This is a genomic window from Streptococcus mitis (assembly GCF_023109515.1).
Classification (GTDB): Bacteria; Bacillota; Bacilli; order Lactobacillales; family Streptococcaceae; genus Streptococcus; species Streptococcus mitis_CS.
Map to the genome: position 1 here is coordinate 188,911 of NZ_JALDUM010000002.1, position 21,415 is coordinate 210,325.

The 21,415-nt window shown below is 42.3% G+C and carries 21 protein-coding genes and 1 riboswitch; of the genes, 6 read left to right on the forward strand and 15 right to left on the reverse strand.

Annotated elements, in window-relative coordinates:
• Positions 1-82: 82 nt before the first annotated feature.
• The 11 genes from cls to uvrA form a co-directional block, all read right to left on the reverse strand.
• A complete protein-coding gene (gene cls / locus M1G05_RS06570) occupies positions 83-1,615 on the reverse strand; it encodes a cardiolipin synthase (protein WP_125443302.1) in 1,533 nt (510 codons plus the stop codon).
• Between the two features lie 254 nt (positions 1,616-1,869).
• Complete coding sequence (locus M1G05_RS06575) at positions 1,870-2,334, reverse strand: SP_0198 family lipoprotein (protein ID WP_247953381.1); 465 nt, start codon at positions 2,332-2,334, stop codon at positions 1,870-1,872.
• A gap of 86 nt (positions 2,335-2,420) precedes the next feature.
• Positions 2,421-3,671 (reverse strand): folylpolyglutamate synthase/dihydrofolate synthase family protein, encoded by a 1,251-nt coding sequence (locus M1G05_RS06580; RefSeq protein WP_247953382.1) that lies wholly within the window; start codon positions 3,669-3,671, stop codon positions 2,421-2,423.
• Positions 3,672-3,879: 208 nt separating this feature from the next.
• The gene (locus M1G05_RS06585; RefSeq protein ID WP_000017620.1) at positions 3,880-4,185 is read right to left on the reverse strand and encodes a DUF1292 domain-containing protein; all 306 of its coding nucleotides are present in this window, start codon (positions 4,183-4,185) and stop codon (positions 3,880-3,882) included.
• A gap of 15 nt (positions 4,186-4,200) precedes the next feature.
• Complete coding sequence (gene ruvX, locus M1G05_RS06590) at positions 4,201-4,620, reverse strand: Holliday junction resolvase RuvX (protein WP_004239076.1); 420 nt, start codon at positions 4,618-4,620, stop codon at positions 4,201-4,203.
• A 3-nt stretch (positions 4,621-4,623) separates the two neighbouring features.
• Positions 4,624-4,890: an IreB family regulatory phosphoprotein gene (locus M1G05_RS06595; protein WP_000507059.1), complete on the reverse strand. Its 267-nt coding sequence runs from the start codon at positions 4,888-4,890 to the stop codon at positions 4,624-4,626.
• An 86-nt stretch (positions 4,891-4,976) separates the two neighbouring features.
• Positions 4,977-5,546 carry an SP0191 family lipoprotein gene (locus tag M1G05_RS06600; protein WP_000725153.1) on the reverse strand — a complete coding sequence of 190 codons (570 nt, stop codon included), beginning with the start codon at positions 5,544-5,546 and terminating at the stop codon, positions 4,977-4,979.
• Between the two features lie 60 nt (positions 5,547-5,606).
• Positions 5,607-6,005: a transcriptional regulator Spx gene (gene spx / locus M1G05_RS06605; RefSeq protein WP_000591165.1), complete on the reverse strand. Its 399-nt coding sequence runs from the start codon at positions 6,003-6,005 to the stop codon at positions 5,607-5,609.
• Between the two features lie 135 nt (positions 6,006-6,140).
• Complete coding sequence (gene mgtA, locus M1G05_RS06610) at positions 6,141-8,801, reverse strand: magnesium-translocating P-type ATPase (RefSeq protein ID WP_247953383.1); 2,661 nt, start codon at positions 8,799-8,801, stop codon at positions 6,141-6,143.
• A 195-nt stretch (positions 8,802-8,996) separates the two neighbouring features.
• Positions 8,997-9,147, reverse strand: a riboswitch (M-box (ykoK) riboswitch).
• 57 nt (positions 9,148-9,204) lie between these two features.
• Entirely contained in the window at positions 9,205-10,266 is a 1,062-nt protein-coding gene (locus M1G05_RS06615) for a M24 family metallopeptidase (RefSeq protein WP_064276758.1), read from the reverse strand.
• The gene (uvrA, locus tag M1G05_RS06620) at positions 10,259-13,090 is read right to left on the reverse strand and encodes an excinuclease ABC subunit UvrA (RefSeq protein ID WP_247953384.1); all 2,832 of its coding nucleotides are present in this window, start codon (positions 13,088-13,090) and stop codon (positions 10,259-10,261) included. The genes M1G05_RS06615 and uvrA overlap by 8 nt, the downstream gene beginning before the upstream one ends.
• A 131-nt stretch (positions 13,091-13,221) precedes the next feature.
• Here uvrA and M1G05_RS06625 point away from each other — a divergent pair, with 131 nt between their 5' ends.
• From M1G05_RS06625 to M1G05_RS06640, 4 genes are all read left to right on the forward strand, one after another.
• The gene (locus tag M1G05_RS06625) at positions 13,222-14,166 is read left to right on the forward strand and encodes a magnesium transporter CorA family protein (RefSeq protein ID WP_000815623.1); all 945 of its coding nucleotides are present in this window, start codon (positions 13,222-13,224) and stop codon (positions 14,164-14,166) included.
• Positions 14,167-14,177: 11 nt separating this feature from the next.
• Complete coding sequence (locus M1G05_RS06630; RefSeq protein ID WP_049510981.1) at positions 14,178-14,855, forward strand: DUF1129 domain-containing protein; 678 nt, start codon at positions 14,178-14,180, stop codon at positions 14,853-14,855.
• A 140-nt stretch (positions 14,856-14,995) separates the two neighbouring features.
• Entirely contained in the window at positions 14,996-16,030 is a 1,035-nt protein-coding gene (locus tag M1G05_RS06635; protein ID WP_247953385.1) for a S66 family peptidase, read from the forward strand.
• A gap of 105 nt (positions 16,031-16,135) precedes the next feature.
• Positions 16,136-16,399, forward strand: coding sequence for a SemiSWEET family transporter (locus tag M1G05_RS06640; RefSeq protein ID WP_000166114.1), 264 nt, complete (start codon positions 16,136-16,138; stop codon positions 16,397-16,399).
• Positions 16,400-16,481: 82 nt separating this feature from the next.
• Here the strand turns inward: M1G05_RS06640 and M1G05_RS06645 are convergent, their stop codons facing one another.
• The 3 genes from M1G05_RS06645 to mutL all read right to left on the reverse strand — a co-directional run bounded on the left by M1G05_RS06645 (position 16,482) and on the right by mutL (position 19,726).
• On the reverse strand, positions 16,482-17,045 hold the full coding sequence (locus M1G05_RS06645) for a DNA-3-methyladenine glycosylase I (protein ID WP_247953386.1): 564 nt from the start codon (positions 17,043-17,045) through the stop codon (positions 16,482-16,484).
• A gap of 9 nt (positions 17,046-17,054) precedes the next feature.
• The gene (ruvA, locus tag M1G05_RS06650) at positions 17,055-17,648 is read right to left on the reverse strand and encodes a Holliday junction branch migration protein RuvA (RefSeq protein ID WP_247953387.1); all 594 of its coding nucleotides are present in this window, start codon (positions 17,646-17,648) and stop codon (positions 17,055-17,057) included.
• Positions 17,649-17,776: 128 nt separating this feature from the next.
• Positions 17,777-19,726, reverse strand: a complete 1,950-nt coding sequence (gene mutL, locus M1G05_RS06655; RefSeq protein WP_247953388.1) for a DNA mismatch repair endonuclease MutL — start codon at positions 19,724-19,726, stop codon at positions 17,777-17,779.
• A 206-nt stretch (positions 19,727-19,932) separates the two neighbouring features.
• Here mutL and M1G05_RS06660 point away from each other — a divergent pair, with 206 nt between their 5' ends.
• Both M1G05_RS06660 and M1G05_RS06665 read left to right on the forward strand, forming a co-directional pair.
• Positions 19,933-20,373 (forward strand): LytTR family DNA-binding domain-containing protein, encoded by a 441-nt coding sequence (locus tag M1G05_RS06660; protein WP_247953389.1) that lies wholly within the window; start codon positions 19,933-19,935, stop codon positions 20,371-20,373.
• Positions 20,370-20,828 carry a DUF3021 domain-containing protein gene (locus tag M1G05_RS06665; RefSeq protein ID WP_247953390.1) on the forward strand — a complete coding sequence of 153 codons (459 nt, stop codon included), beginning with the start codon at positions 20,370-20,372 and terminating at the stop codon, positions 20,826-20,828. The genes M1G05_RS06660 and M1G05_RS06665 overlap by 4 nt, the downstream gene beginning before the upstream one ends.
• Positions 20,829-20,875: 47 nt before the next feature.
• Here M1G05_RS06665 and nrdI read toward each other — a convergent pair whose 3' ends face one another.
• Complete coding sequence (nrdI, locus tag M1G05_RS06670; protein ID WP_004255033.1) at positions 20,876-21,340, reverse strand: class Ib ribonucleoside-diphosphate reductase assembly flavoprotein NrdI; 465 nt, start codon at positions 21,338-21,340, stop codon at positions 20,876-20,878.
• Between the last annotated feature and the right edge of the window lie 75 nt (positions 21,341-21,415).

Sequence of the window (21,415 nt, forward strand, 5' to 3'; positions counted from 1 at the left end):
GTCAGCATCTTTCCTCCTACATCTTCTTATTCGTAAAAGGCAAGAAAAATAGGACTGGTTTGTGTCCTAAGTCCTAGATTTCTTATAAGATTGGGGCAAATAACTGGGCAATTTCCTTAATCAATTTCTGATACCAGCTATTTTTTATCGTATGAGGGAAAATTTCTTGCGATGCTGAAAAAATCTCTTGAAAATCTTTTTGAATCTCTGTGATTGATGCCGTTTTATATAGCAAAACTGCATCTTCATAGTGATGAAGCAAACTTCTATAATCTAAATTAATCGTTCCAACTGCAGCAAAGTCCTTGTCCACTAGGATTTGTTTACTATGGATGAAGCCAGGACTATACTCAAAAATCCTGACTCCTGCTGACAACAAATCCGGATAGGCCCCTCTCGTGATGAGTTGGATTAATTTTTTATCCGGAATGAAAGGGGTCACAATGCGGACATCAACACCCCTCATGGCCGCATTTTTAATACTCTCTGTTAAATCATAGTCAATAATCAAATAGGGTGTCGTGATATAGACTGAATCAGTAGCCTGATTAATCAAACTTTGATAGACTTTTTTCCCTACTTGAGTACGGAAGATGGGCTTGGGTCCACTACCGTAAGGAATGCAGAGCCCTTGGCCAGAACAAGGCTGATTTTCCAAGTGATACTGGTCAAAATCGCTGATTTCCCCACGATTGATGTACCAAGTCATCAAAAAGAGACGAGTTAGAGCCTTGACACCAGGACCATCTAAGCGAATCCCACTGTCCTTCCAATAGCCAAAGCGTTCTACATGGTTGATGTACTCATCAGCTAAGTTAATACCTCCTGTATAGGCTACCTGACCATCTATAACAAGGATTTTACGATGGTCTCGATTATTATAAGCTACCGTCAAACGAGGAATCACCTTGTTAAACTTATGAGCTTCAATTCCTCGACTACGAAGCTGAACAGTATAGTCTCCAGGTAAAGTCGCCATACAGCCGATATCATCATAGAGCATCTTGACCTCTACACCCTGAGCTGCCTTTTGCTCTAGTATATCTAGTATGCTATTCCACATCAGACCTTCTTCGACAATATAGTACTCTAGAAAGATAAATTTCTCAGCTTTCTTGAGGTCTTCCAACATATGTTGCCACATGCTTTCACCCGAAGAAAAGAATTGTGAATCTGTTCGATCATAGACATCGGCATTGCTATCCATACTTAGCAAAGATTTGATAACTCCGTAAGCCGCCTTATCCTCTTCCTTCAATTTCTGGCGGAGAGCTTTACTGTTATCCTCCCGAAAATGCATGGAACCAAGTTTGTCCAACTGCTTGATTTCTTTTTTGGACAATCGTCTTTCACCAAACATCAGATAGAGCAAAGGACCAATAACAGGAACAAAAGTTACCACTAACCACATCACTTTGCTTTCAGGCGCCATGGAACGATTGACAATCGCTACGATAGTCGCCATACTCATAAATATTAAGAGAATAACCCAAAGAATAGGGGCCATACGCCCTAAATAAAGAAAGAGACCAAAAACAAGACACAGTTCAAGCAGCATAATCGAAAGACTAAAGCCATACTTGGACATCAATAATTGAAATTTTCTATATTTCATATCCCCTCCTTGATATTGTGATACTCAATGAAAAGCAAAGAGCAAACTAGGAAGCTAGTCGCAGGTTGCTCAAAACACTGTTTTGAGGTTGCAGATGGAAGCTGACGTGGTTTGAAGAGATTTTCGAAGAGTATGAATGCTAAAAACAGGTAATTAATACTAGTATAACGCAGGTATTCGGTAGAAGGCAAGTATTTATAATCATTTTTCTGAGTAAAAGCAAAAGAGACTGACAAAACCAGTCTCCTTCTAGTTTATTTTGATAAAACAATGCGATCAGACGCGTCTCTATCCATATCGTCGATAATCATCTGATTTCCATTGATTGCATAAATCTTGGCATCATCACCAATAATCATGCGTTGATTAGCAGCGTCGAAGCTAACCTGCTTGATTTCTTGTTCCCCATCAGTTTCTACCTGTGTCCAGGTGCCAGTTGTTCCAGTTACCACTAAAGTGATACGGTCTCCTTCGTCCTGACCAGTATAAGTTCCATCAATATTAGTTGGTTGAGCCTCAGGCGTATTTTGTGAAGAACTTGTTGCTGCCTGGTTGCTATTTTCTGTAGAAGATGAAGCAGCAGGTTGTGATTGCTGAGTTTGTTGTGTTTGCGATTGAGTTGCTGGTTGTTGAACTTGTTGAGCTCTTTGTGAACAAGCTACTAAGAGACTAAGACTTGCTATAGAAGCAAGAGAAAGTGTGAATCTTTTTAATTTCATGATGAATTTCCTTTCTGCTACCAATTTACAGAATTTTTTCCCTCTAACTAGTAGTTTCCCTAGTATAACAAGTTCAAAAAAGGAGGTCAATTCATCTGCTCATGGGTCAGCAAGTAGCCCCGTACTTCTGAGATAAAATAGAGAGACCCTGTAACGAACAACAAATCCTGGGCACCTGCTCTTGCTTCAAAATTGCTAATAAATTCTCGGTAAGAAGGAACTATATCGTAACCTGTTACATCTGTTTCATCCAAAGAACCTTGATAGTCAAAGCCGGTCACCTTGAGTTCCACCTGAGACAATTTTTCAGTCAGATAAGCCAACATCCCTTGATAATCCTTCCGTTTCAAGGCTCCAAATAGGATTTGAGGACGATAACCTTCCTGCTCTTTTTCTTTAATAAACTCAACCAAGCGAGCCAAGGCAGGAAGGTTATGAGCACCGTCCAAGTAAATCTGAGGACGAATACGCTCCAAACGCCCAGCCCAATGGGTCTGCTCCAAAGCCTGTCTTACAACCTGTTCATCAACAGCTTCCTTTCCTTCTCTCATAAAGAGAAGAAACGTTTGTAGCGCCAAGGCCGCATTTTCCTGCTGATAAGCTCCTTCTAAACCTATTTTCAACTGTGAAAGGTTAGCCAAAGAGCTTAAAAAATTCCCATTCAGCATTGAAAAATCCCGACCTGCCTGATAAAGGTCAACAGCTAAAGAGTCTGCTTTTTTCTGACAAACAAGCCTAGCTTCTGAAGGCAACTTAGCAATCACTGCCTTTTTACCAGCCTTAAAAATACCAGCTTTCTGCTCTGCAATTGCTGCTATACTGTCACCCAGAGTCTCCTGATGGTCAAGTCCGATAGAGGTGATGACAGCAATCTCTCCAGTTACCACATTAGTCGTGTCAAGTAAGCCGCCAATTCCCACTTCTAATAAAACCAAATCCACCTCTTGCTCTCTAAAATAAAGAAAAGCAATCAAGGTCAGCAATTCAAAAAAGGACAACTGATCATGGGTTTGCAGAAGCGTTTTCTCCATCTCCTTGACCTGATTAGCCAAACGGATGAAGTCTGCATCAGCTATAGGTTGTCCATTAATGCAGATTCGGTCATTGACGGAGACAATATGAGGGGAGGTAAAGGTCGCAACTTTCTTTCCATGCCCCATAAATATTCCCCTCATAAAAGCAATGGTAGAACCTTTCCCATTAGTCCCTGTCACATGGATAATAGGATAAGACTTCTCAGGATTTCCTAACAAATCCACCGCTTCTTGCATTCGGCCCAAACCTGATCGAAAATTCAAACCAATCCGACTATGAAGCCATTCTTCTACTTCAAACATATACCTCTCCTTAATTACAGGTTCAATCAACTGCCTCAATAAAGTCTCATAACTAACAAAAACGAGGCCAGGATTTTCGTCCCGACCTCTCACCTGGTTAGCTAATAACTAGCTACTATGAATATTAACTTGGGGTAAAAACATCCCCCGGACTTACCAGCTCTCTCTTGTTACAAAGAGCTGGGCTAAACACGTCCACTGGACGTGTTTACTCCTCCATAAAGCTGTTGAAGACTTCTTCAATCATGTTCCATTCGTCTTCTGAGTCTTCTGGGATTGGTTGCAATTCGCCTTCTGTTCCATCTTCGTTTTCGATGAATGAGTATGCTTGGATTTCAACTTGTCCGTCTTCGTCTTCTTCTGCGTTAACTGGTACTAGAAGAACATAGTTTTTACCAAATTCTTCTTTTCCGTCAATCGTCAAAAGGATTTCAAACAAGGTTTCATTTCCTTGCTCATCTACTAGTGTAATTAATTCACGTTCTTCGTGGTCGTGGTTATGATCGTGTGACATAGCCTCTCCTTTATATTAAAATTTTCTATCTAAATAATTTTGTAAAATCAGCTGAGCTGCTAACTTATCAATGACTTTCTTGCGCTTATTGCGGCTAATATCTGCTTGTTCAATCAACATGCGCTCTGCGGCAACTGTTGTCAAGCGTTCATCTTGATAGTCTACTGGTAAACCAAAAAGCTCTTCTAGCTTTGCTCCGTAGGCTTGACTAGCTTCCACGCGCGGTCCGCTTGTATTGTTCATGTTTTTAGGCAAGCCCACTACAAATCGTTCCACCTTGTAAGTATCAACCAACTCCTTAACGCGGTCAAAACCAAATTGACCTTGTTCCTCATTGATTTGAATGATTTCAAGCCCTTGAGCTGTAAAACCGAGCGGATCGCTAATGGCCACCCCTACCGTTTTTGAACCGACGTCCAATCCCATAATTCTCATAGGTTATAGATCGACTCCTTGTCCTTTAAGGTAGTAGCGGACCAATTCTTCAACGATTTCATCGCGCTCATACTTACGGATTTGATTTCGTGCATTATTATAACGAGGAACGTAGGCAGGGTCTCCACTCAATACGTAACCTACGATTTGGTTAATCGGGTTGTAGCCCTTATCGTTCAACGAAGCATAAACATCAGTCAGAGTTTCGCTAATTTCTTTTTTATTGGAATCGTCCAATTTAAAACGTACTGTTTCTTCAGTAAATCCCATTCTAACACCCTCTTTCCTTAGAATAGTACCATTATAGCATAATTCCTTACGTTCTACAATTCAGGCAGTCTATTTATTTGGATTTTCTACTGTTCTGTCGCGCCATTTGCCAATCTGTCTGAAATATATTTGCTTGGTTCATTCTTCAAGAGATTTTCTAAACCAATATTCTTCAAATATTCTAACTGAGAAGCCTTCTTGACATCCAGAACTTGAAAGTCAAAACTAGTCGTTGTTTGAAGTTCGGTTGCGCTCAATAGTTTGGTTTCAAGCTTAAATCCTGCTAATTTACGAGCTTCTATAATAGCCTCATCCTTCTCCTCTGCCTCGAGAAGAGCTTTTTGAGTTTCTTCCACTCCATGTTGGTCGATATAAGTCTTCAACTCATCAGAAACTGGACGTTTTTGTTGAATCGTTAAGCTCAAAAAAGTCTTGTCCTTGTATGTAATGGTTTGGGTTTGCTGGCTACCATCATCTGACTTGGGCAAGACCAAAGTCTTGGTCACAACTGTATTCTTCTCAGCATTCTCAATAACTGGCAATGCCGACTGAAGCGTATCCTTTTCTGTTTTTGTAGCTGTTCCAGTTTCTTTTTTCTGTCCGCAACCAACCAGGACAAAAAGGAAAGCTAGACTAACAAGAACTATTTTTTTCATTTCTTTCTTCTTTCTTTTTGAAATTAAAATAAGACTGGGAGTTGCTCCCAGCCTTGATGTTTATAGAGCTGCACGCAAACGTGCTTCTGCATTTTCTACATTACGGACAGAGCGTGGTAGGAAGGCACGAATATCGTCTTCCTTATAGCCAACTTGCAGGCGTTTTTCATCTACAAGGATTGGGCTCTTTAAAATTCTCGGTGTTTCCATAATCAGATTGAGGACTTCGTTGACACTCAAATCTTCGATATCCACTCCAAGGGCTTTGGCATAGCGATTTTTAGACGAAACGATGCTGGCTATTCCGTTATCTGTTTTTGTCAGAATATCCAGTAATTCTTCTCGCGTAATTCCTTCTTTACCAAGGTTTTGTTCTTTATAACTTAACTGGTGGGCATTGAGCCAGGTTTTTGCTTTTTTACAGCTAGTACAACTTGAGACTGTATAAATTTTAATCATGTACCTACCCCTTTCGCTACATGTTACTATCAGTTTAGTCTATTATACCATAAAAAACATCCGACTTGCGACCTATTTTTAAATTTTTTTGACTTTTTTCGTCATTTTCGTACTTTTTTCTTGACAAAATGAAATTTACAGCCATTCTTGATATTTCTTGATATAGATTTTTTTCACAATTGTCACGCTAATCATATACAAAATAATGATGAAAAGCAAAAAGATGAAATAAATCGGTTTTAATGGAGTTAGATGAAGTAGGATTGCGAGTGGACTGTAGGGAAGGAAGGTCACAAAGGCTGCAGCCAATAAGGTTGTCACAAGGACTAGCCAAGCTGGACGACTTTGTAAAAAGGGAATTTTGGCTGAACGCAGCATATGGATAACCATGGTCTGTGACCACATGGACTCGATAAACCAACCTGTCTGAAACAAGACAATAAATCCTACGGCCGAATCTGCTCCATGAACATAGGCATGACCTGTCGTCATGGGTACAATGATAAAATAAAGTAAAATGAAGGTCAAAATATCAAAGGCAGAAGAAATAGGCCCCATCCAAACCATGAAACGTGTGATGGACTTGGCTTCCCAGGTATGTGGATTTCTCAAAAAATCTTTATCCACCTTGTCAAAAGGCAAGGCAATACAAGACAAATCATAGACTAGATTTAGGATAATCAAATGGACTGGTGCCATTGGTAAAAATGGTAAAAAGATTCCAGAGACCAATAGGGATAAGATATTTCCAAAATTAGAACTCACTGTCATCTTGATATATTTGGTCATATTGGCATAGACCTTACGACCTTCAACAAGTCCTTTTTCAAGCACCATGAGATCCTTATCAAGTAAGATAACATCAGCTGTTTCTTTAGCAATATCTACTGCTGTATCAACAGAAATTCCCACATCTGCTACTTTCATAGAAGGGGCATCATTGATTCCATCTCCCATATAGCCGACCGCATGACCATTAGCCTTAAATTGTAAAATAATCCTTGCTTTTTGGTCAGGAGAAAGTTTGGCAAAAACTGTTACCTCCTCTACGGCTTGAGACAATTCTTGATCACTCATCTGATCAATTTCAGACCCCAACAGCATCTGATTGATATCCAAACCAACCTTTTCACAGACTGCTTGGGTAACTTTTTCGTTATCTCCCGTCAAAATTTTTGTTTGAACCCCATGTTCTAACAAAGCCTTAATTGCTGGTGCTGCAGATGGTTTAGGAGGATCTAGGAAGGCTAAATAACCAGTTAGAATCATATCCCTTTCGTCATCAACTGTATAGGCATGATCTTCCCTCAAACCTGACTTATAAGCCACTCCCAAGACACGCAAACCTTGTTGATTTAGTTGTCTGACTTCTGCTAAAATTTCTTCTCTAATAATATCTGTCAAGGGAGTAATCACTCCTTGGTATTCCGCATGACTGGAAATCGTCAACATCTCCTCTAGGGCACCCTTGGTTACCAAACTAACCACTTCGTGCTCATCTTTAACGATAACACTCATCCGTCTACGTTCAAAATCAAAGGGAAGCTCATCTATTTTTTGAAAAGTTTGAGCCAGATTTTGCAAGAGGGCGTGTTCTTTTGCTTCCTTTTCAGTCCGTTTGATGATAGCTCTGTCCATCAAATTTTTCAAGCCCGTTTGAAAATAAGAATTGAGATAAGCACGTCTCAAGACAGTCAAATCCAAGCGTCCGTGGATGTCCAAGGGATATTCAAGGACAATTTCGTCTTGGGTTAGAGTTCCTGTCTTATCTGTACACAAGATATCAATCGCCCCTAAGTCCTGTATGGCATTGAGTTTCTTGATAACCACTTTTTCCTTGGCCATGATAATAGAACCTTTTGCTAGGCTAGCGGTAATAATCATAGGAAGCATTTCAGGTGTCAATCCAACACCAACACTCAAAGCAAATACGCCAGCTTCCAGCCAGTCGCCATCTGTTAAACCATTGGACAAGAAAACGATGGGCACCATGACCAACATCAAACGGATCAAGAGCCAAGAAATACTGTTCATCTCTCGTTCAAACGAAGTAGGCTCATCATAGGTGTTCAGAGTCTGCTCAATGGCCCCCATCATGGTATCATCACCAACCGCCAAAACCACGGCCTTGGCACTGCCAGATAAGACATTGGTTCCCATAAAAGCGAGCGCTTCTGCCTCTAGCAGACTATCAGATTGTTGAACTGTTGCCTTGGTCAAGGCCAATTTTTCAACCGATTCACTTTCACCTGTCAAGCCCGACTGTTGTACAAAGAAATCGCGCGACTCAAATAAAAGAAGATCTGCTGGAATCATGTCTCCAGCGCTTAATTTAACCACGTCACCCACTACCAAATCATCGATAGGTACTTCTTGGATTTCTCCTTGACGAATGACAGTCGCTGTGTTGACAATCATTTTTGATAGATTGGTCGCAGCCTTATCACTACGGAGTTCTTGGACAAAGCGTATGCCACCAGAAATGAGGACGAGGACAACGATGATAATAGAAGTCGTCGGATCCTCTTGACCTGGTTTTGCCAACCAGACATTGGTCACCAAGGAAATCACGGCGATGACCAGTAAGATGATCGTAAAAGGATTGATAATGGATTCGTAAATCTTTTTCAAAATCGAATCTTCTTGGCCTTTGGTAATCACATTTTCGCCATAGAGGTCACGATTTTTTTCGACTTGTTCCTCTATCAAACCGTTTAAACTAGTATGATAAAAAGTTAGACTCTCGTCTAAAGGGACTTGAATAGCTGTTGCTAATCTTTCTTTTGTAGTTTTCATTGGTTTCTCCTATCTGTATGAATGATGTGTTTCATACACAGAGACCAATCACTTTATAAGGGCAGAACGACACAAATCAGCGATTGGCTGTGTATGTGCGGTTCCGGATGGTCGTCAATTTGCATCGTCTGTCTCCTTTCTTTGCTTTAAAACAGTAGAAAATCCCACCATAAAATGGCAGGATTAAAAAACTAATTATCTGTTTTTCGTTCAAGCTTTAACTCCATAGGGCAATGAAATGAGCTTAGTCTTGGCCTTCGCGACCAGGACTGTTGACCAACGAGTAGTGTCTCCACTGCTTTGCGGTAGTCATCCGTATCCCTATGGTAGCCTCACCTACCGTTTTCGTCTTTCAGTATAAACCTTTAAAATTTAAAAGTCAATCATTTGAGTTGTTTAACTCTTAAATAACTATCAACTCTTTTGGAGCTAGGGTTAACAATTCACAACCTGTCTCTGTAATCAGAATATCGTCCTCGATACGAACACCATATTTGCCTTCGATATAGATACCTGGTTCATCAGTCAAGGCCATACCTGCCTTAATAGTTTCTGTAGAAGTCTGGCTAAAGTATGGTTCCTCATGGATATCCAGTCCAATACCGTGTCCGATACCGTGGGTAAAGTAGTCGCCATAACCTGCCTCGATGATAATATCACGAGGAATTTTGTCAAAGTCACGGAAACCTAAGCCAGCCTTAGCTTGGTCAATCAAGGCTTGATTGGCTTTGAGAACCGTATTGTAAATCTCTGCCTGCTCATCGCTGACATGCCCCAGATAGATAGTCCGGGTCATATCACTGACATAGTGGTCATAAAGGCAACCGAAGTCCATGGTAATGGCTTCTCCTAGCTCAACTGGTTTGTGCATAGGATGAGCATGAGGTTTGGAAGAATTGATACCGCTAGCTAGGATCGTATCAAAAGATAAGCCAGATGCTCCCAACTCACGCATGCGGAAGTCAAGGAAGTTGGCAATTTCAATTTCAGTCTTTCCTGGCTTGATAAAGTCAAGCGCATCACGGAAAGCTTGGTCTGAGATAGAACAAGCCTTGCGAATAGCTGCAATCTCCGCCTCATCCTTAATCATACGAAGGCCTTCAACAAACTGAGTTTGTGGAAGCAAGTCTAACTCTTCAAAGGATGCCTGCATACGGTGGTAATAAGAGACCGAAATCTCATCCTCAAAACCGATTCGAGACAAGCCCATGTCCTTAACAATCCCTGCAATGACAGCCAATTCATCTCGGTCGGCCACAATCTCAAAACCACTGGTTTCTTGCTTGGCTGCGATGATATAGCGAGAATCTGTCACCAAGACCTGACGGTCACGGCTGATAAAGACTGTTCCATTTGAACCCCAAAAACCAGTCAAGTAGTAGACGTTTTTAAGGTTGTTGATAATGATGCCATCTAGTTCTTTTTCTTGCATTTTAGCGAGAAATGCTTGTACACGTTTATTCATGATGTAACTTTCCTTTCAAATAATGTCCTGTGTAGCTGGCTTCGTTGCCCGCTACTTCTTCTGGAGTTCCTGTTGCGATGATGGTTCCACCACCGACACCGCCCTCAGGTCCCAAATCAATAATATGGTCTGCTGTCTTTATAACATCCAGATTGTGCTCAATGACAAGAACTGTATTGCCATCGTCAACAAAGCGAGCTAAAACCTTGAGCAAGCGAGCGATATCCTCGGTATGAAGACCTGTCGTCGGCTCATCCAGAATGTAGAAAGATTTTCCTGTCGATCGTTTGTGAAGTTCACTAGCCAGCTTCATACGCTGGGCTTCTCCCCCAGAAAGGGTGGTAGCAGGTTGCCCCAATGTCACATAACCAAGTCCCACATCCTTGATAGTCTGAAGTTTACGTTGAATTTTCGGAATATGTTGGAAGAATTCCACCGCATCGTTGACCGTCATGTCCAAGACCTGTGAAATATTTTTTTCCTTGTAGTGAACTTCTAGGGTTTCACTGTTGTAGCGGGTTCCGTGGCAGACCTCACAAGCCACATAAACATCTGGCAAGAAGTGCATCTCAATCTTGATGATCCCGTCACCTGAGCAGGCTTCACAGCGACCTCCCTTAACATTGAAACTGAAACGTCCCTTTTTGTAACCACGAATCTTAGCCTCATTTGTCTGGGCAAAAAGGTCACGTATATCGTCAAAAACTCCTGTATAGGTAGCTGGGTTGGACCTCGGCGTTCGTCCGATGGGGCTCTGATCAATATCAATCAAGCGGTCTACATGCTCAATCCCTGTAATCGTTTTAAACTTACCAGGTTTGTCTGAATTGCGGTTGAGCTTCTGGGCAATAGCTTTTTTGAGAATGCTATTGATTAGGGTCGATTTCCCTGAGCCCGACACCCCTGTCACTGCGATGAATTTTCCTAGTGGGAAGCGAGCTGTGACATTTTGCAGGTTGTTCTCACGCGCTCCCGTCACCTCGATAAAACGACCATTACCAACACGGCGTTCTTCTGGTACTGGAATGGCACGTTTGCCTGACAAGTACTGGCCTGTGATAGACTTACTGTTACGAGCTACCTGTTTGGGCGTACCTGCCGCAACAATCTCCCCACCAAAAACACCCGCACCAGGACCAACGTCAATCAGATAATCAGCCTCACGCATGGTATCTTCGTCATGTTCCACCACGATAAGAGTATTGCCCAAGTCACGCATCTTTTTGAGACTGGCAATCAGACGGTCATTATCCCTCTGGTGAAGACCGATTGACGGCTCGTCTAGAATATAAAGAACACCTGATAGGTTAGAACCAATCTGGGTCGCCAAGCGAATACGCTGACTTTCCCCACCTGAAAGAGTTCCTGCCGAACGTGACAGGGTCAGATAGTTAAGACCCACGTTATTAAGGAAAGTCAAACGGTCCTTGATTTCCTTGAGAATGGGCCGAGCAATGATGGCTTCATTTTCAGAAAGAGTCAACTGACTGACTAATTCCAAGTGATCTGCGATAGACAGGTCTGAAATTTCTCCGATATGTGGCCCTTGCTCACCACCCACGCGGACAGACAAGGCTTGGTCGTTGAGACGATAGCCGCGACAAGTTCCGCAAGACAGCTCATTCATGTAGAGGCGCATCTGGGTGCGAGTGTAGTCACTATTGGTCTCATGGTAGCGACGTTTAATATTATTGACAACTCCCTCAAAAGGAATGTCGATATCGCGCACGCCGCCAAATTCATTCTCATAGTGGAAATGGAATTCCTTGCCATCTGAGCCGTAGAGAATCAAGTTCTTGTCTTCTTCTGACAAGTCCTCAAAAGGCTTATCCATATCCACTCCAAAGGCTGTCATAGCCTGCTCTAGCATGTTTGGATAATAGTTGGATGAGATAGGATTCCAAGGGGCCAAGGCTCCCTCACGTAGCGTTTTGCTGGCGTCTGGCACTACCAAATCAGTATCCACCTCCAGCTTAATACCCAAGCCGTCACACTCACTACAAGAGCCAAAAGGAGCATTGAAGGAGAAGAGACGCGGCTCTAACTCTGGCACGGTAAAACCACAAACTGGACAGGCATAATGCTCAGAGAAGAGCAACTCAGAATCGTCCATGGTATCAATAATCACATAACCTTCTGCAATACGAAGGGCAGCCTCAATAGAATCAAAGAGACGACTACGGATGCCCTCCTTGATAACAATACGGTCAACCACGACATCAATATTGTGTTGCTTGCTCTTAGACAACTCTGGCACTTCGGTCACATCATAGACTTCCCCATCCACACGGACACGGACATAACCATCCTTCTGAACCTTTTCAATGACGCTCTTGTGCTGTCCTTTTTTCTTACGGATAACTGGGGCTAAGATTTGCAGGCGTTGGCGTTCAGGTAACTCCAAAACCTTATCCACAATTTGCTCCACAGAAGAAGCCTTGATAGCTCCATGCCCGTTGATACAGTAAGGCGTCCCCACACGTGCGTAGAGGAGACGCAGATAATCATTGATTTCAGTCGTGGTTCCCACTGTCGAGCGAGGATTTTTACTAGTCGTTTTCTGGTCAATGGAAATAGCTGGGCTGAGACCATCAATGGCATCTACATCTGGCTTCTCCATATTCCCCAAGAATTGACGAGCGTAGGCTGACAAACTCTCCACATAACGACGTTGTCCCTCCGCATAGAGGGTGTCAAAGGCCAGACTGGATTTCCCTGAACCTGACAAGCCGGTCACGACAACCAACTTGTCTCGCGGAATCTCCACATCAATATTTTTTAAATTATGGGCACGCGCCCCATGAATGACAATTTTATCTTGCATCTTTGTTCTTTCTAGTCCATTATTGCTTACCATTATACCAAAAAAAGTGAGATTCTATTACCCAAAAGGCTGATTTTGTAGTATAATAGTACGGTGTGAAAAAATCTGAAAAATGAGAAAGGATAAGGGATATGAAACAAGTTTTTCTCTCTACAACAACTGAATTTAAAGAGATCGATACGCTTGAACCGGGTACTTGGATCAATCTCGTCAATCCGACTCAAAATGAATCACTCGAAATCGCTAACGCCTTCGATATCGACATTGCCGACCTTCGAGCACCGCTCGATGCGGAAGAAATGTCTCGTATTACCATTGAAGACGAGTACACTCTGATTATCGTCGACGTGCCGGTCACAGAAGAAAGAAATAACCGCACCTACTACGTCACCATCCCACTTGGTATTATCATCACCGAGGAAACCATTATCACTACTTGTTTGGAACCATTACCAGTCCTCGATGTCTTTATCAACCGTCGATTGCGTAATTTCTATACTTTCATGCGTTCGCGTTTTATCTTCCAGATTCTTTATCGCAATGCAGAGCTTTACCTAACAGCCCTTCGTTCGATTGACCGCAAGAGTGAGCAAATCGAAAGTCAACTGCATCAATCAACTCGTAATGAAGAATTGATTGAGCTCATGGAATTGGAAAAAACCATCGTCTATTTCAAGGCCTCCCTCAAAACAAACGAGCGTGTGATTAAGAAATTGACCAGCTCAACCAGCAATATTAAGAAATACCTTGAGGACGAAGACCTGCTTGAAGATACCCTGATTGAAACCCAACAGGCCATCGAGATGGCAGACATTTATGGAAACGTCTTGCATTCTATGACAGAGACCTTCGCCTCTATCATTTCTAACAACCAGAACAACATCATGAAAACCTTGGCCCTTGTGACCATCGTCATGTCCATCCCAACCATGGTCTTTTCTGCCTACGGGATGAACTTTAAGGATAATGAAATCCCCCTAAACGGCGAACCGAATGCCTTCTGGTTAATCGTTTTTATCGCCTTTGCTATGAGTGTCTCGCTCACTCTCTATCTCATCCATAAAAAATGGTTCTAAGAGGAGTTCCTATGTCTCAGATTGATCTACAAAAATTAACTAAGAAAAACCAAGAGTTTATCCACATTGCTACCCAACAATTCATCAAAGATGGGAAAACAGACGCTGAAATCAAGGCAATCTTTGAGGAAGTCATTCCCAAAATCCTTAAAGAGCAAGCCAAGGGTACGACTGCTCGTTCCCTCTATGGCGCACCAACCCACTGGGCTCATAGTTTCACTGTCAAGGAACAATATGAAAAAGAGCATCCAAAGGAAAATGATGATCCAAAACTCATGATTATGGACTCAGCTCTTTTCATCACTAGCCTCTTTGCCCTCGTCAGCGCCCTCACAACTTTCTTTGCGGCAGATCAGGCTTTCGGCTATGGATTTATCACTCTCTTGTTAGTTGGACTTGTTGGTGGATTTGCCTTCTACTTGATGTACTACTTTGTTTACCAATACTATGGACCAGATATGGACCGCAGTCAACGTCCACCTTTCTGGAAATCTGTACTAGTTATCCTAGCATCTATGTTCCTTTGGTTGCTTGTCTTCTTTGCAACAAGCTTCCTACCAGCTAGCCTTAACCCAGTCCTTGCTCCAGTGCCACTGGCTATTATCGGAGCAGCCCTCCTAGCCCTTCGCTTCTATCTCAAGAAACGCTTGAATATTCGTAGCGCAAGTGCAGGACCAACACGCTATTAAGAAGAATGATAAAAGCAGCTGCAGGTGCGGTTGCTTTTCACTTACTTTTTTGATTTTAAAGTATTCTTCTGATATCCCACATAGCGTTCTCTCATCTTTTATGATAAAATAGGCTCAATCTATTTCTAGGAGGATGAGATATGATTTCTACTATTGGTATTGTTAGTTTATCTAGTGGCATTATCGGAGAGGACTTTGTCAAACACGAAGTGGACTTGGGTGTCCAACGTCTCAAGGACCTGGGACTCAATCCTATCGTTTTGCCCCATTCGCTAAAAGGATTAGACTTTATCAAGAACCATCCTGAAGCTCGTGCAGAGGATTTGATTCATGCCTTTTCTGATGATAGCATCGACATAATCCTATGCGCCATCGGTGGAGACGATACCTATCGCTTGCTACCTTATCTTTTTGAAAATGACCAACTACAAAAGGTTATCAAACAAAAAATTTTTCTTGGCTTCTCGGATACAACCATGAACCATCTCATGTTGCATAAACTAGGAATCAAAACTTTTTATGGTCAATCCTTCTTAGCAGACATTTGTGAATTGGACAAAGAAATGCTAGCCTATAGTCTTCGCTACTTTAAAGAATTGATTGAGACGGGAAGAATCTCTGAAATCCGCCCTAGCAATGTTTGGTATGAGGAACGAACTGATTTTAGTCCCAAGGCTTTGGGAACACCTCGTGTCAGTCATGCAAATACCGGCTTTGAGTTGTTGCAAGGAAATGCACAGTTCGAGGGAAAAATACTCGGTGGTTGCCTCGAATCCCTCTACGATATCTTTGACAACTCTCGATACGCAGACAGCACGGAGCTCTGCCAAAAATACAAACTTTTCCCTGACTTGTCAGACTGGGAAGGAAAGATCCTCTTGCTAGAAACAAGTGAAGAAAAGCCTGAGCCGGAAGACTTCAAAAAGATGTTGCGAACTTTAAAGGACACTGGTATATTCGAGGCCATCAGTGGACTCCTGGTCGGAAAACCTATGGATGAAACTTTCTATGACGACTATAAAGAGGCACTATTGGATATTATTGACAGCAATATCCCGATTATCTATAATCTAAATGTCGGCCACGCAACTCCAAGAGCCATTGTTCCCTTTGGAGTCCATGCTCATGTAGATGCAAAGGAAAAAGTCATTCGCTTTGACTATAACAAAAAATAAATAGTTTCTCTATTTTTGTGCTTTTGTATTCGTTTTCGTTACAATTTGTATCTGAATTTATTGCATTTCGCTAATTTCTATGTTATCCTTTTGAAGGAGGTGTATATGACAAAACAAAAAATTAATCGAATCGTAGGTTCTATTGGTGCCTTTATTGGAATTATAGTATTTATTGCCTACATACCTCAAATTATCGCTAATTTACAGGGAAATAAAGCTCAACCATTTCAACCTTTATCAGCTGCTATATCTTGCTTAATCTGGGTTATTTATGGATGGACAAAGGAACCTAAGAAGGATTGGATACTAATCATTCCAAATTCAGCTGGTGTTATTTTAGGTGGAATCACTTTTTTGACTTCACTCTAACAAATCTAATAGTATATATAAAAAGCTGGGAAAAGTTTCTCAGCTTTTCTATATTCTCGGATATTCTAGTTACCTATACTCACTAATGACCGCTTTTCCACTCACAATCATTCTCATGGTCATCAACTAGGCCTGCTGCTTGTATAAAAGACAAGATGGCGACTGGGCCTGTGAACTTGAAGCCTCGTTTTTTGAGATCTTTGGCCAATCTTTCAGACAAGGGTGTTTTAGCTGGGGCTTGGCGGTAATCGGGAACATCGTTAACGATGGTTTTTCCCTCAACAAAAGACCAAAGATAGGCGTCAAAAGAGCCATATTCTTCCTGTAGTCGTAAAAATGCTTGGGCGTTAGCGCGTGTAGCAAAAATCTTGGCTTTATTTCGAATGATGGATGGATTCTCCAGCAAGGCTTCCAATTCGGTATCGGTCATCTCTGCCACCGCTTGAATTTGATAGCCATGAAAGGCTTCTCGGAAAGCTTGGCGTTTGTTGAGCACCGTTTCCCAAGACAGGCCTGCCTGATAGGTTTCCATGCACAATAACTCAAACAATGTTTGGTCATCATGGAGGGGCTGGCCCCACTCCTCATCATGATAGGCGATATAGAGAGGATTGGTCATCTTGACCCACGAACAACGTTTTGTCATGCTCTGCTCCTATTTGACCAACATTTTAAGGGCCGACTTGATATAGTTCTCAGCTGTATCTGTCGTTCCTTCAAAGAATTTCTTGATTTTCTTGAGCTCTGTTGCCTTGTAGCCCAGCGCCAACATGGCTTCCATGGCTTCTTCCAATTCTTGGTTTTCAGCGCTAGCTTGCACTACCACCTTGGCAGGAAGGTCATCTCCTGCAACTACTACCTTGCCTTCCAAGTCCAGCACCATTTGCTGGGCTGTTTTCTTGCCAATTTTAGGGAACTTAGTCAAGTAGGTGATGTTCTTGGTTTCAATGGCTTGAACCAAGCCAGCATTGTCATCAGCAGCGATAATAGCAAGAGCTGATACAGGACCAATCCCAGATACCGAAATCAGACTGAGAAAGAGCTTTTTCTCGTCTTCTGAGCGAAATCCATAAAGCAGATGAGCATCCTCACGCACAACCTGATGCACATAAATTTGAGCTTCTTGATTGATCTGTCCCGAGTAGGCATAAGGATTGGCCACATGCAGGATATAACCGATACCGATGGTTTCAAGGACAATGTATTTGGCAGTGATTTTGGTAATGATTCCTTTTAAATATTCGTACATAGTTTTCCTTTTATGCTCAATGAAAATCAAAAGCAAACTAGAAAGCTAGCCGCAGGTTGCTCAAAGCACAGCTTTGGGGTTGCAGATAGAGTTGACCTGGTTTGAAGAGATTTTCAAAGCGTATTCGTTTAATATTTCCCCAACTCACGGAGACTGGTGTGATTTTCCTGAATGCGTCGGAACATCTTTTCCATATCCGACTTGGTAAAATGCACCAAAACAGGACGTCCGTGGGGACAGTTATAGGGATTGTCACATTGAGAAAGCTGATAGAGGAGCTGTCTAGCTGAATGGTCATCAATACGATGGTTGGCCTTGATGGACCGCTTGCAGGACATCATGATAGCCAGCTCTGCTCGGTATTTCTTGATAGAAACTTCCTTGGTCAAAAGGAGCATATCGCACATTTCATAGATACCAGACTCGATTTCTTCCTCTGCCATCCAAATAGGATGTTCACGCAGAATAAATTGATTTTCTCCGTACTCTGCTAGAAAGACGCCCACTTCCTCCAAATGTGTCATTCTTTCCTTGAGACGGAGGGCATCATCCGCTGGAAATTCAAAGATATAGGGTACTAGGAGTTGCTGCTGGCTCTGGTCAACATCGCCAATACTTTCACGATATTCCTCATACTTGACCCGTTCCTGCGCCGCGTGCTGGTCTATGATATAGAGCCCATCTCGCCCTTGGGCAAAGAGATAAGTCCCATGCATTTGTCCGAAAAATTCCAACTCTGGGAAGCTGGATGATTCTTCTCGCTCCAGCTTATCATAAGCCTTATCAAGACTAGCTAGATCTAACTCTGGATGGTCTAATTGGTCGTAGTTAGCTGGCTTTCTCTCTGCAAAATGCAGTTTTGCTGGCTTGGTCAATTGGTCCAAAGTTTCTTTGGCAAACAGGGTCAAATCCTGTCCTTCATCAGTCAATTCTACCTGATAATCAGCCACCTCAGCTTGACTGGGCCTTGACGGCTCAGTTTTCTCATAGTAGAGCGTATTTTCTTTGAGTGGGAGAATGGTCTGCTCCACCTTCTCACGATTGCGCACAGTCGATTTGGCAAGATTTTCCAAGGCATCAGGTATCAAGGTTTGCTCCTTGAGACTATTTGCAATGGCTTCTGAAACCAGGGTCATTAGTTCTTTTTCCTTGGAAATCCGCACCTCTTGCTTGGTTGGGTGCACATTGACATCCGCTAGATAAGGGTCGATATGAATGTGAATGACAGCCAGTGGAAAACGGCCTACCATAAGCTTACTGCCATAGCCGTCTAGAATTGCACGATTGAGCAGGAAGTTCTTGATATAACGGCCATTGATGAAGAGACTGATATAGTTGCGATTGGCCCGAGTTAACTCAGGCAAGGACACAAAGCCAGAAATTTCGAAATCAAGGTCAGAATTCTCAATTTCAATCATCTTCTTGGCACTCGCCAAACCGTAAATCCCTGCAATAGCTTGGCGCAGTTGACCAGTCCCTGCTGTCCGCGTCATTTCCTTACCATCACTAATCAAGCTAAAAGAAATCTCAGGATGGGCCAAGCCCAGACGGTTGACAATATCAATGATATGAGATAACTCTGCTTGCTGGCTCTTCATATACTTGAGACGGGCAGGCGTGTTGAAAAAGAGGTCCTCCACACAAACCTTGGTTCCCACAGGACTGGTCGCTGGGATGACTTCTTCAACTTCTCCCCCACGCGCGACGAGCTTGGTTCCATGACTTGCACCATCCATCGCCGTCAATAGAGTCAGTACACTGACAGACGCGATAGAGGGCAGGGCTTCACCACGAAAACCAAGCGTCCGAATTCGAAAGAGATCTGCTTGATTTTTTATCTTACTAGTCGCATGGCGGCGCAAGGCCAATTCCACCTCATCGTGAGCAATTCCATGACCATTATCTGTGATTTGGATTTTCTTGAGACCTGCTTCCTCAATCTCAATGGTAATTTGACTAGAGCCCGCGTCAATGGCATTTTCTACCAACTCTTTGACCACACTGGCAGGACGTTCGATAACCTCTCCAGCTGCAATCTGGTTTGCCAGCACCTCTGGCAATTCAATAATATGAGACATCTTTCAGCCCCTTTCTGTATCTGTTTTCCTAGCAATTGATTAGTGCTATTATACCATATTTCAGATAGGACAGAAAAGCTAGCACCACATAGAAGCCAAATCCCTCCACATAGACAAAGTCCCTTGCCATAGGCTATAAAATAGTGTTTAATAAAAGTGTACAAGAAGTGATCACAATTTTGTATGAAAAACAAGGAGAGAAATTTATGAAAGTAGAACTACAGATTAGTGAGACTTACAAGGAAGAAAAACTGATTGTCCAAGCACCTCAGCCGACAGATAAAGTCCAGAAAGTCATCGAGTTCGCAGAAAATCTTGACCAAAAAGAAAAAATCAAAGGGAAAATCGATGATCAGGTCTATCTAGTTGAGATTGGTAAGATACAGCGCTTCTATATCGAGAATCGGAAGGTTCTTGCAGAAACGGCTAGCCAGACCTACAATATTGATTTACGACTCTATCAGGTTCTTGAAATTCTGCCAACCAATTTTATCCAAATTTCCCAATCAGAAATCATCAATATCAACTCCATCTCTCATCTCAAGCTAACCCCAAACGGCCTAGTAAAAATTTTCTTGAAAAACGAAAGCTTCACCTACTCTTCACGCCGTTACCTAAAAACCATCAAGGAGAAATTAGAACTATGAAAAAACAAATCTTCCACGACGCAGCTACTGGTGTCCTCATCGGCCTCATCCTCTCTATCATCTTTTCACTCATTTATGCACCAAATACCTACGCTCCACTGAGTCCCGAGTCTCTCATCGGCCAAGTGATGACCCAACATCAGATTCACGGTGCCCTGGTCTTGCTCTACTGCACACTGATCTGGGCAGCCATCGGTATTCTCTTCAACTTTGGCAAGCGATTATTCAGCCGTGACTGGAGCTTGCTCCGTGCAACTATGACCCATTTCTTCCTCATGCTAGTAGGCTTTATCCCACTAGCGACCCTAGCAGGTTGGTTCCCCTTCCACTGGATTTTCTACCTCCAACTCATTATCGAGTTTGCGATTGTCTACCTCATCATTTGGACTATTTCCTATAAAAGAGCATCAAAAAAAGTAGACCATATCAATCAACTCTTGAAGCATAAAAAGTAAGAGTGCTGATAAAACCACTTGGAATAATAAAAAAGTCAAGCCTAAGCTCAACTTTCCAACTCATACAAATCTGCGATAATAGCTGCGACACGTTTGATATCTCCCAGCATGCCTCGCATTTCAAAGTCAGCCAAGACAGGGAAACCAAAACGTTGACTGTATTGCTTAGCTGTCAAGCAGTATTGGTTATTAAAGTTACGATTGCCTGAACCAACTACGCCAAAACACTTACTAGCATTGTCACCATAAGCGATAAAATCTCCCACTGGCGTTGTCAATATCTCAACATCTCCGTTATCCACGCCATTCCCACCTTCTAGGTAAGTCGGCAAAAAAGCAACATAGGGATGGTCCATTTCATAGAAATCTTGGCCTTCTTTGACCAAATCTTTTATATGAATCTTTTGAACCTCAATTCCCTCGTACTGGGACAAGAGATAGTCTTTCAAGCGCGTCACAAAACTTTCAGTATTGCCACTCAGACTAATATAAACTAAAGAAATTGTCTTCATATGTACCTCCATGATTTTATTTTTAATCGAAAAAGAACTACCAAGATTGTAACTTGATAGTTCTTTTTTGTCAAT

Coding starts and splice junctions, on each gene's coding strand:
- cls (WP_125443302.1), bottom strand. CDS start 1,615: ATGAAATATAGAAAATTTCAATTATTGATGTCCAAGTATGGCTTTAGT.
- M1G05_RS06575 (WP_247953381.1), bottom strand. CDS start 2,334: ATGAAATTAAAAAGATTCACACTTTCTCTTGCTTCTATAGCAAGTCTT.
- M1G05_RS06580 (WP_247953382.1), bottom strand. CDS start 3,671: ATGTTTGAAGTAGAAGAATGGCTTCATAGTCGGATTGGTTTGAATTTT.
- M1G05_RS06585 (WP_000017620.1), bottom strand. CDS start 4,185: ATGTCACACGATCATAACCACGACCACGAAGAACGTGAATTAATTACA.
- ruvX (WP_004239076.1), bottom strand. CDS start 4,620: ATGAGAATTATGGGATTGGACGTCGGTTCAAAAACGGTAGGGGTGGCC.
- M1G05_RS06595 (WP_000507059.1), bottom strand. CDS start 4,890: ATGGGATTTACTGAAGAAACAGTACGTTTTAAATTGGACGATTCCAAT.
- M1G05_RS06600 (WP_000725153.1), bottom strand. CDS start 5,546: ATGAAAAAAATAGTTCTTGTTAGTCTAGCTTTCCTTTTTGTCCTGGTT.
- spx (WP_000591165.1), bottom strand. CDS start 6,005: ATGATTAAAATTTATACAGTCTCAAGTTGTACTAGCTGTAAAAAAGCA.
- mgtA (WP_247953383.1), bottom strand. CDS start 8,801: ATGAAAACTACAAAAGAAAGATTAGCAACAGCTATTCAAGTCCCTTTA.
- M1G05_RS06615 (WP_064276758.1), bottom strand. CDS start 10,266: ATGAATAAACGTGTACAAGCATTTCTCGCTAAAATGCAAGAAAAAGAA.
- uvrA (WP_247953384.1), bottom strand. CDS start 13,090: ATGCAAGATAAAATTGTCATTCATGGGGCGCGTGCCCATAATTTAAAA.
- M1G05_RS06625 (WP_000815623.1), top strand. CDS start 13,222: ATGAAACAAGTTTTTCTCTCTACAACAACTGAATTTAAAGAGATCGAT.
- M1G05_RS06630 (WP_049510981.1), top strand. CDS start 14,178: ATGTCTCAGATTGATCTACAAAAATTAACTAAGAAAAACCAAGAGTTT.
- M1G05_RS06635 (WP_247953385.1), top strand. CDS start 14,996: ATGATTTCTACTATTGGTATTGTTAGTTTATCTAGTGGCATTATCGGA.
- M1G05_RS06640 (WP_000166114.1), top strand. CDS start 16,136: ATGACAAAACAAAAAATTAATCGAATCGTAGGTTCTATTGGTGCCTTT.
- M1G05_RS06645 (WP_247953386.1), bottom strand. CDS start 17,045: ATGACAAAACGTTGTTCGTGGGTCAAGATGACCAATCCTCTCTATATC.
- ruvA (WP_247953387.1), bottom strand. CDS start 17,648: ATGTACGAATATTTAAAAGGAATCATTACCAAAATCACTGCCAAATAC.
- mutL (WP_247953388.1), bottom strand. CDS start 19,726: ATGTCTCATATTATTGAATTGCCAGAGGTGCTGGCAAACCAGATTGCA.
- M1G05_RS06660 (WP_247953389.1), top strand. CDS start 19,933: ATGAAAGTAGAACTACAGATTAGTGAGACTTACAAGGAAGAAAAACTG.
- M1G05_RS06665 (WP_247953390.1), top strand. CDS start 20,370: ATGAAAAAACAAATCTTCCACGACGCAGCTACTGGTGTCCTCATCGGC.
- nrdI (WP_004255033.1), bottom strand. CDS start 21,340: ATGAAGACAATTTCTTTAGTTTATATTAGTCTGAGTGGCAATACTGAA.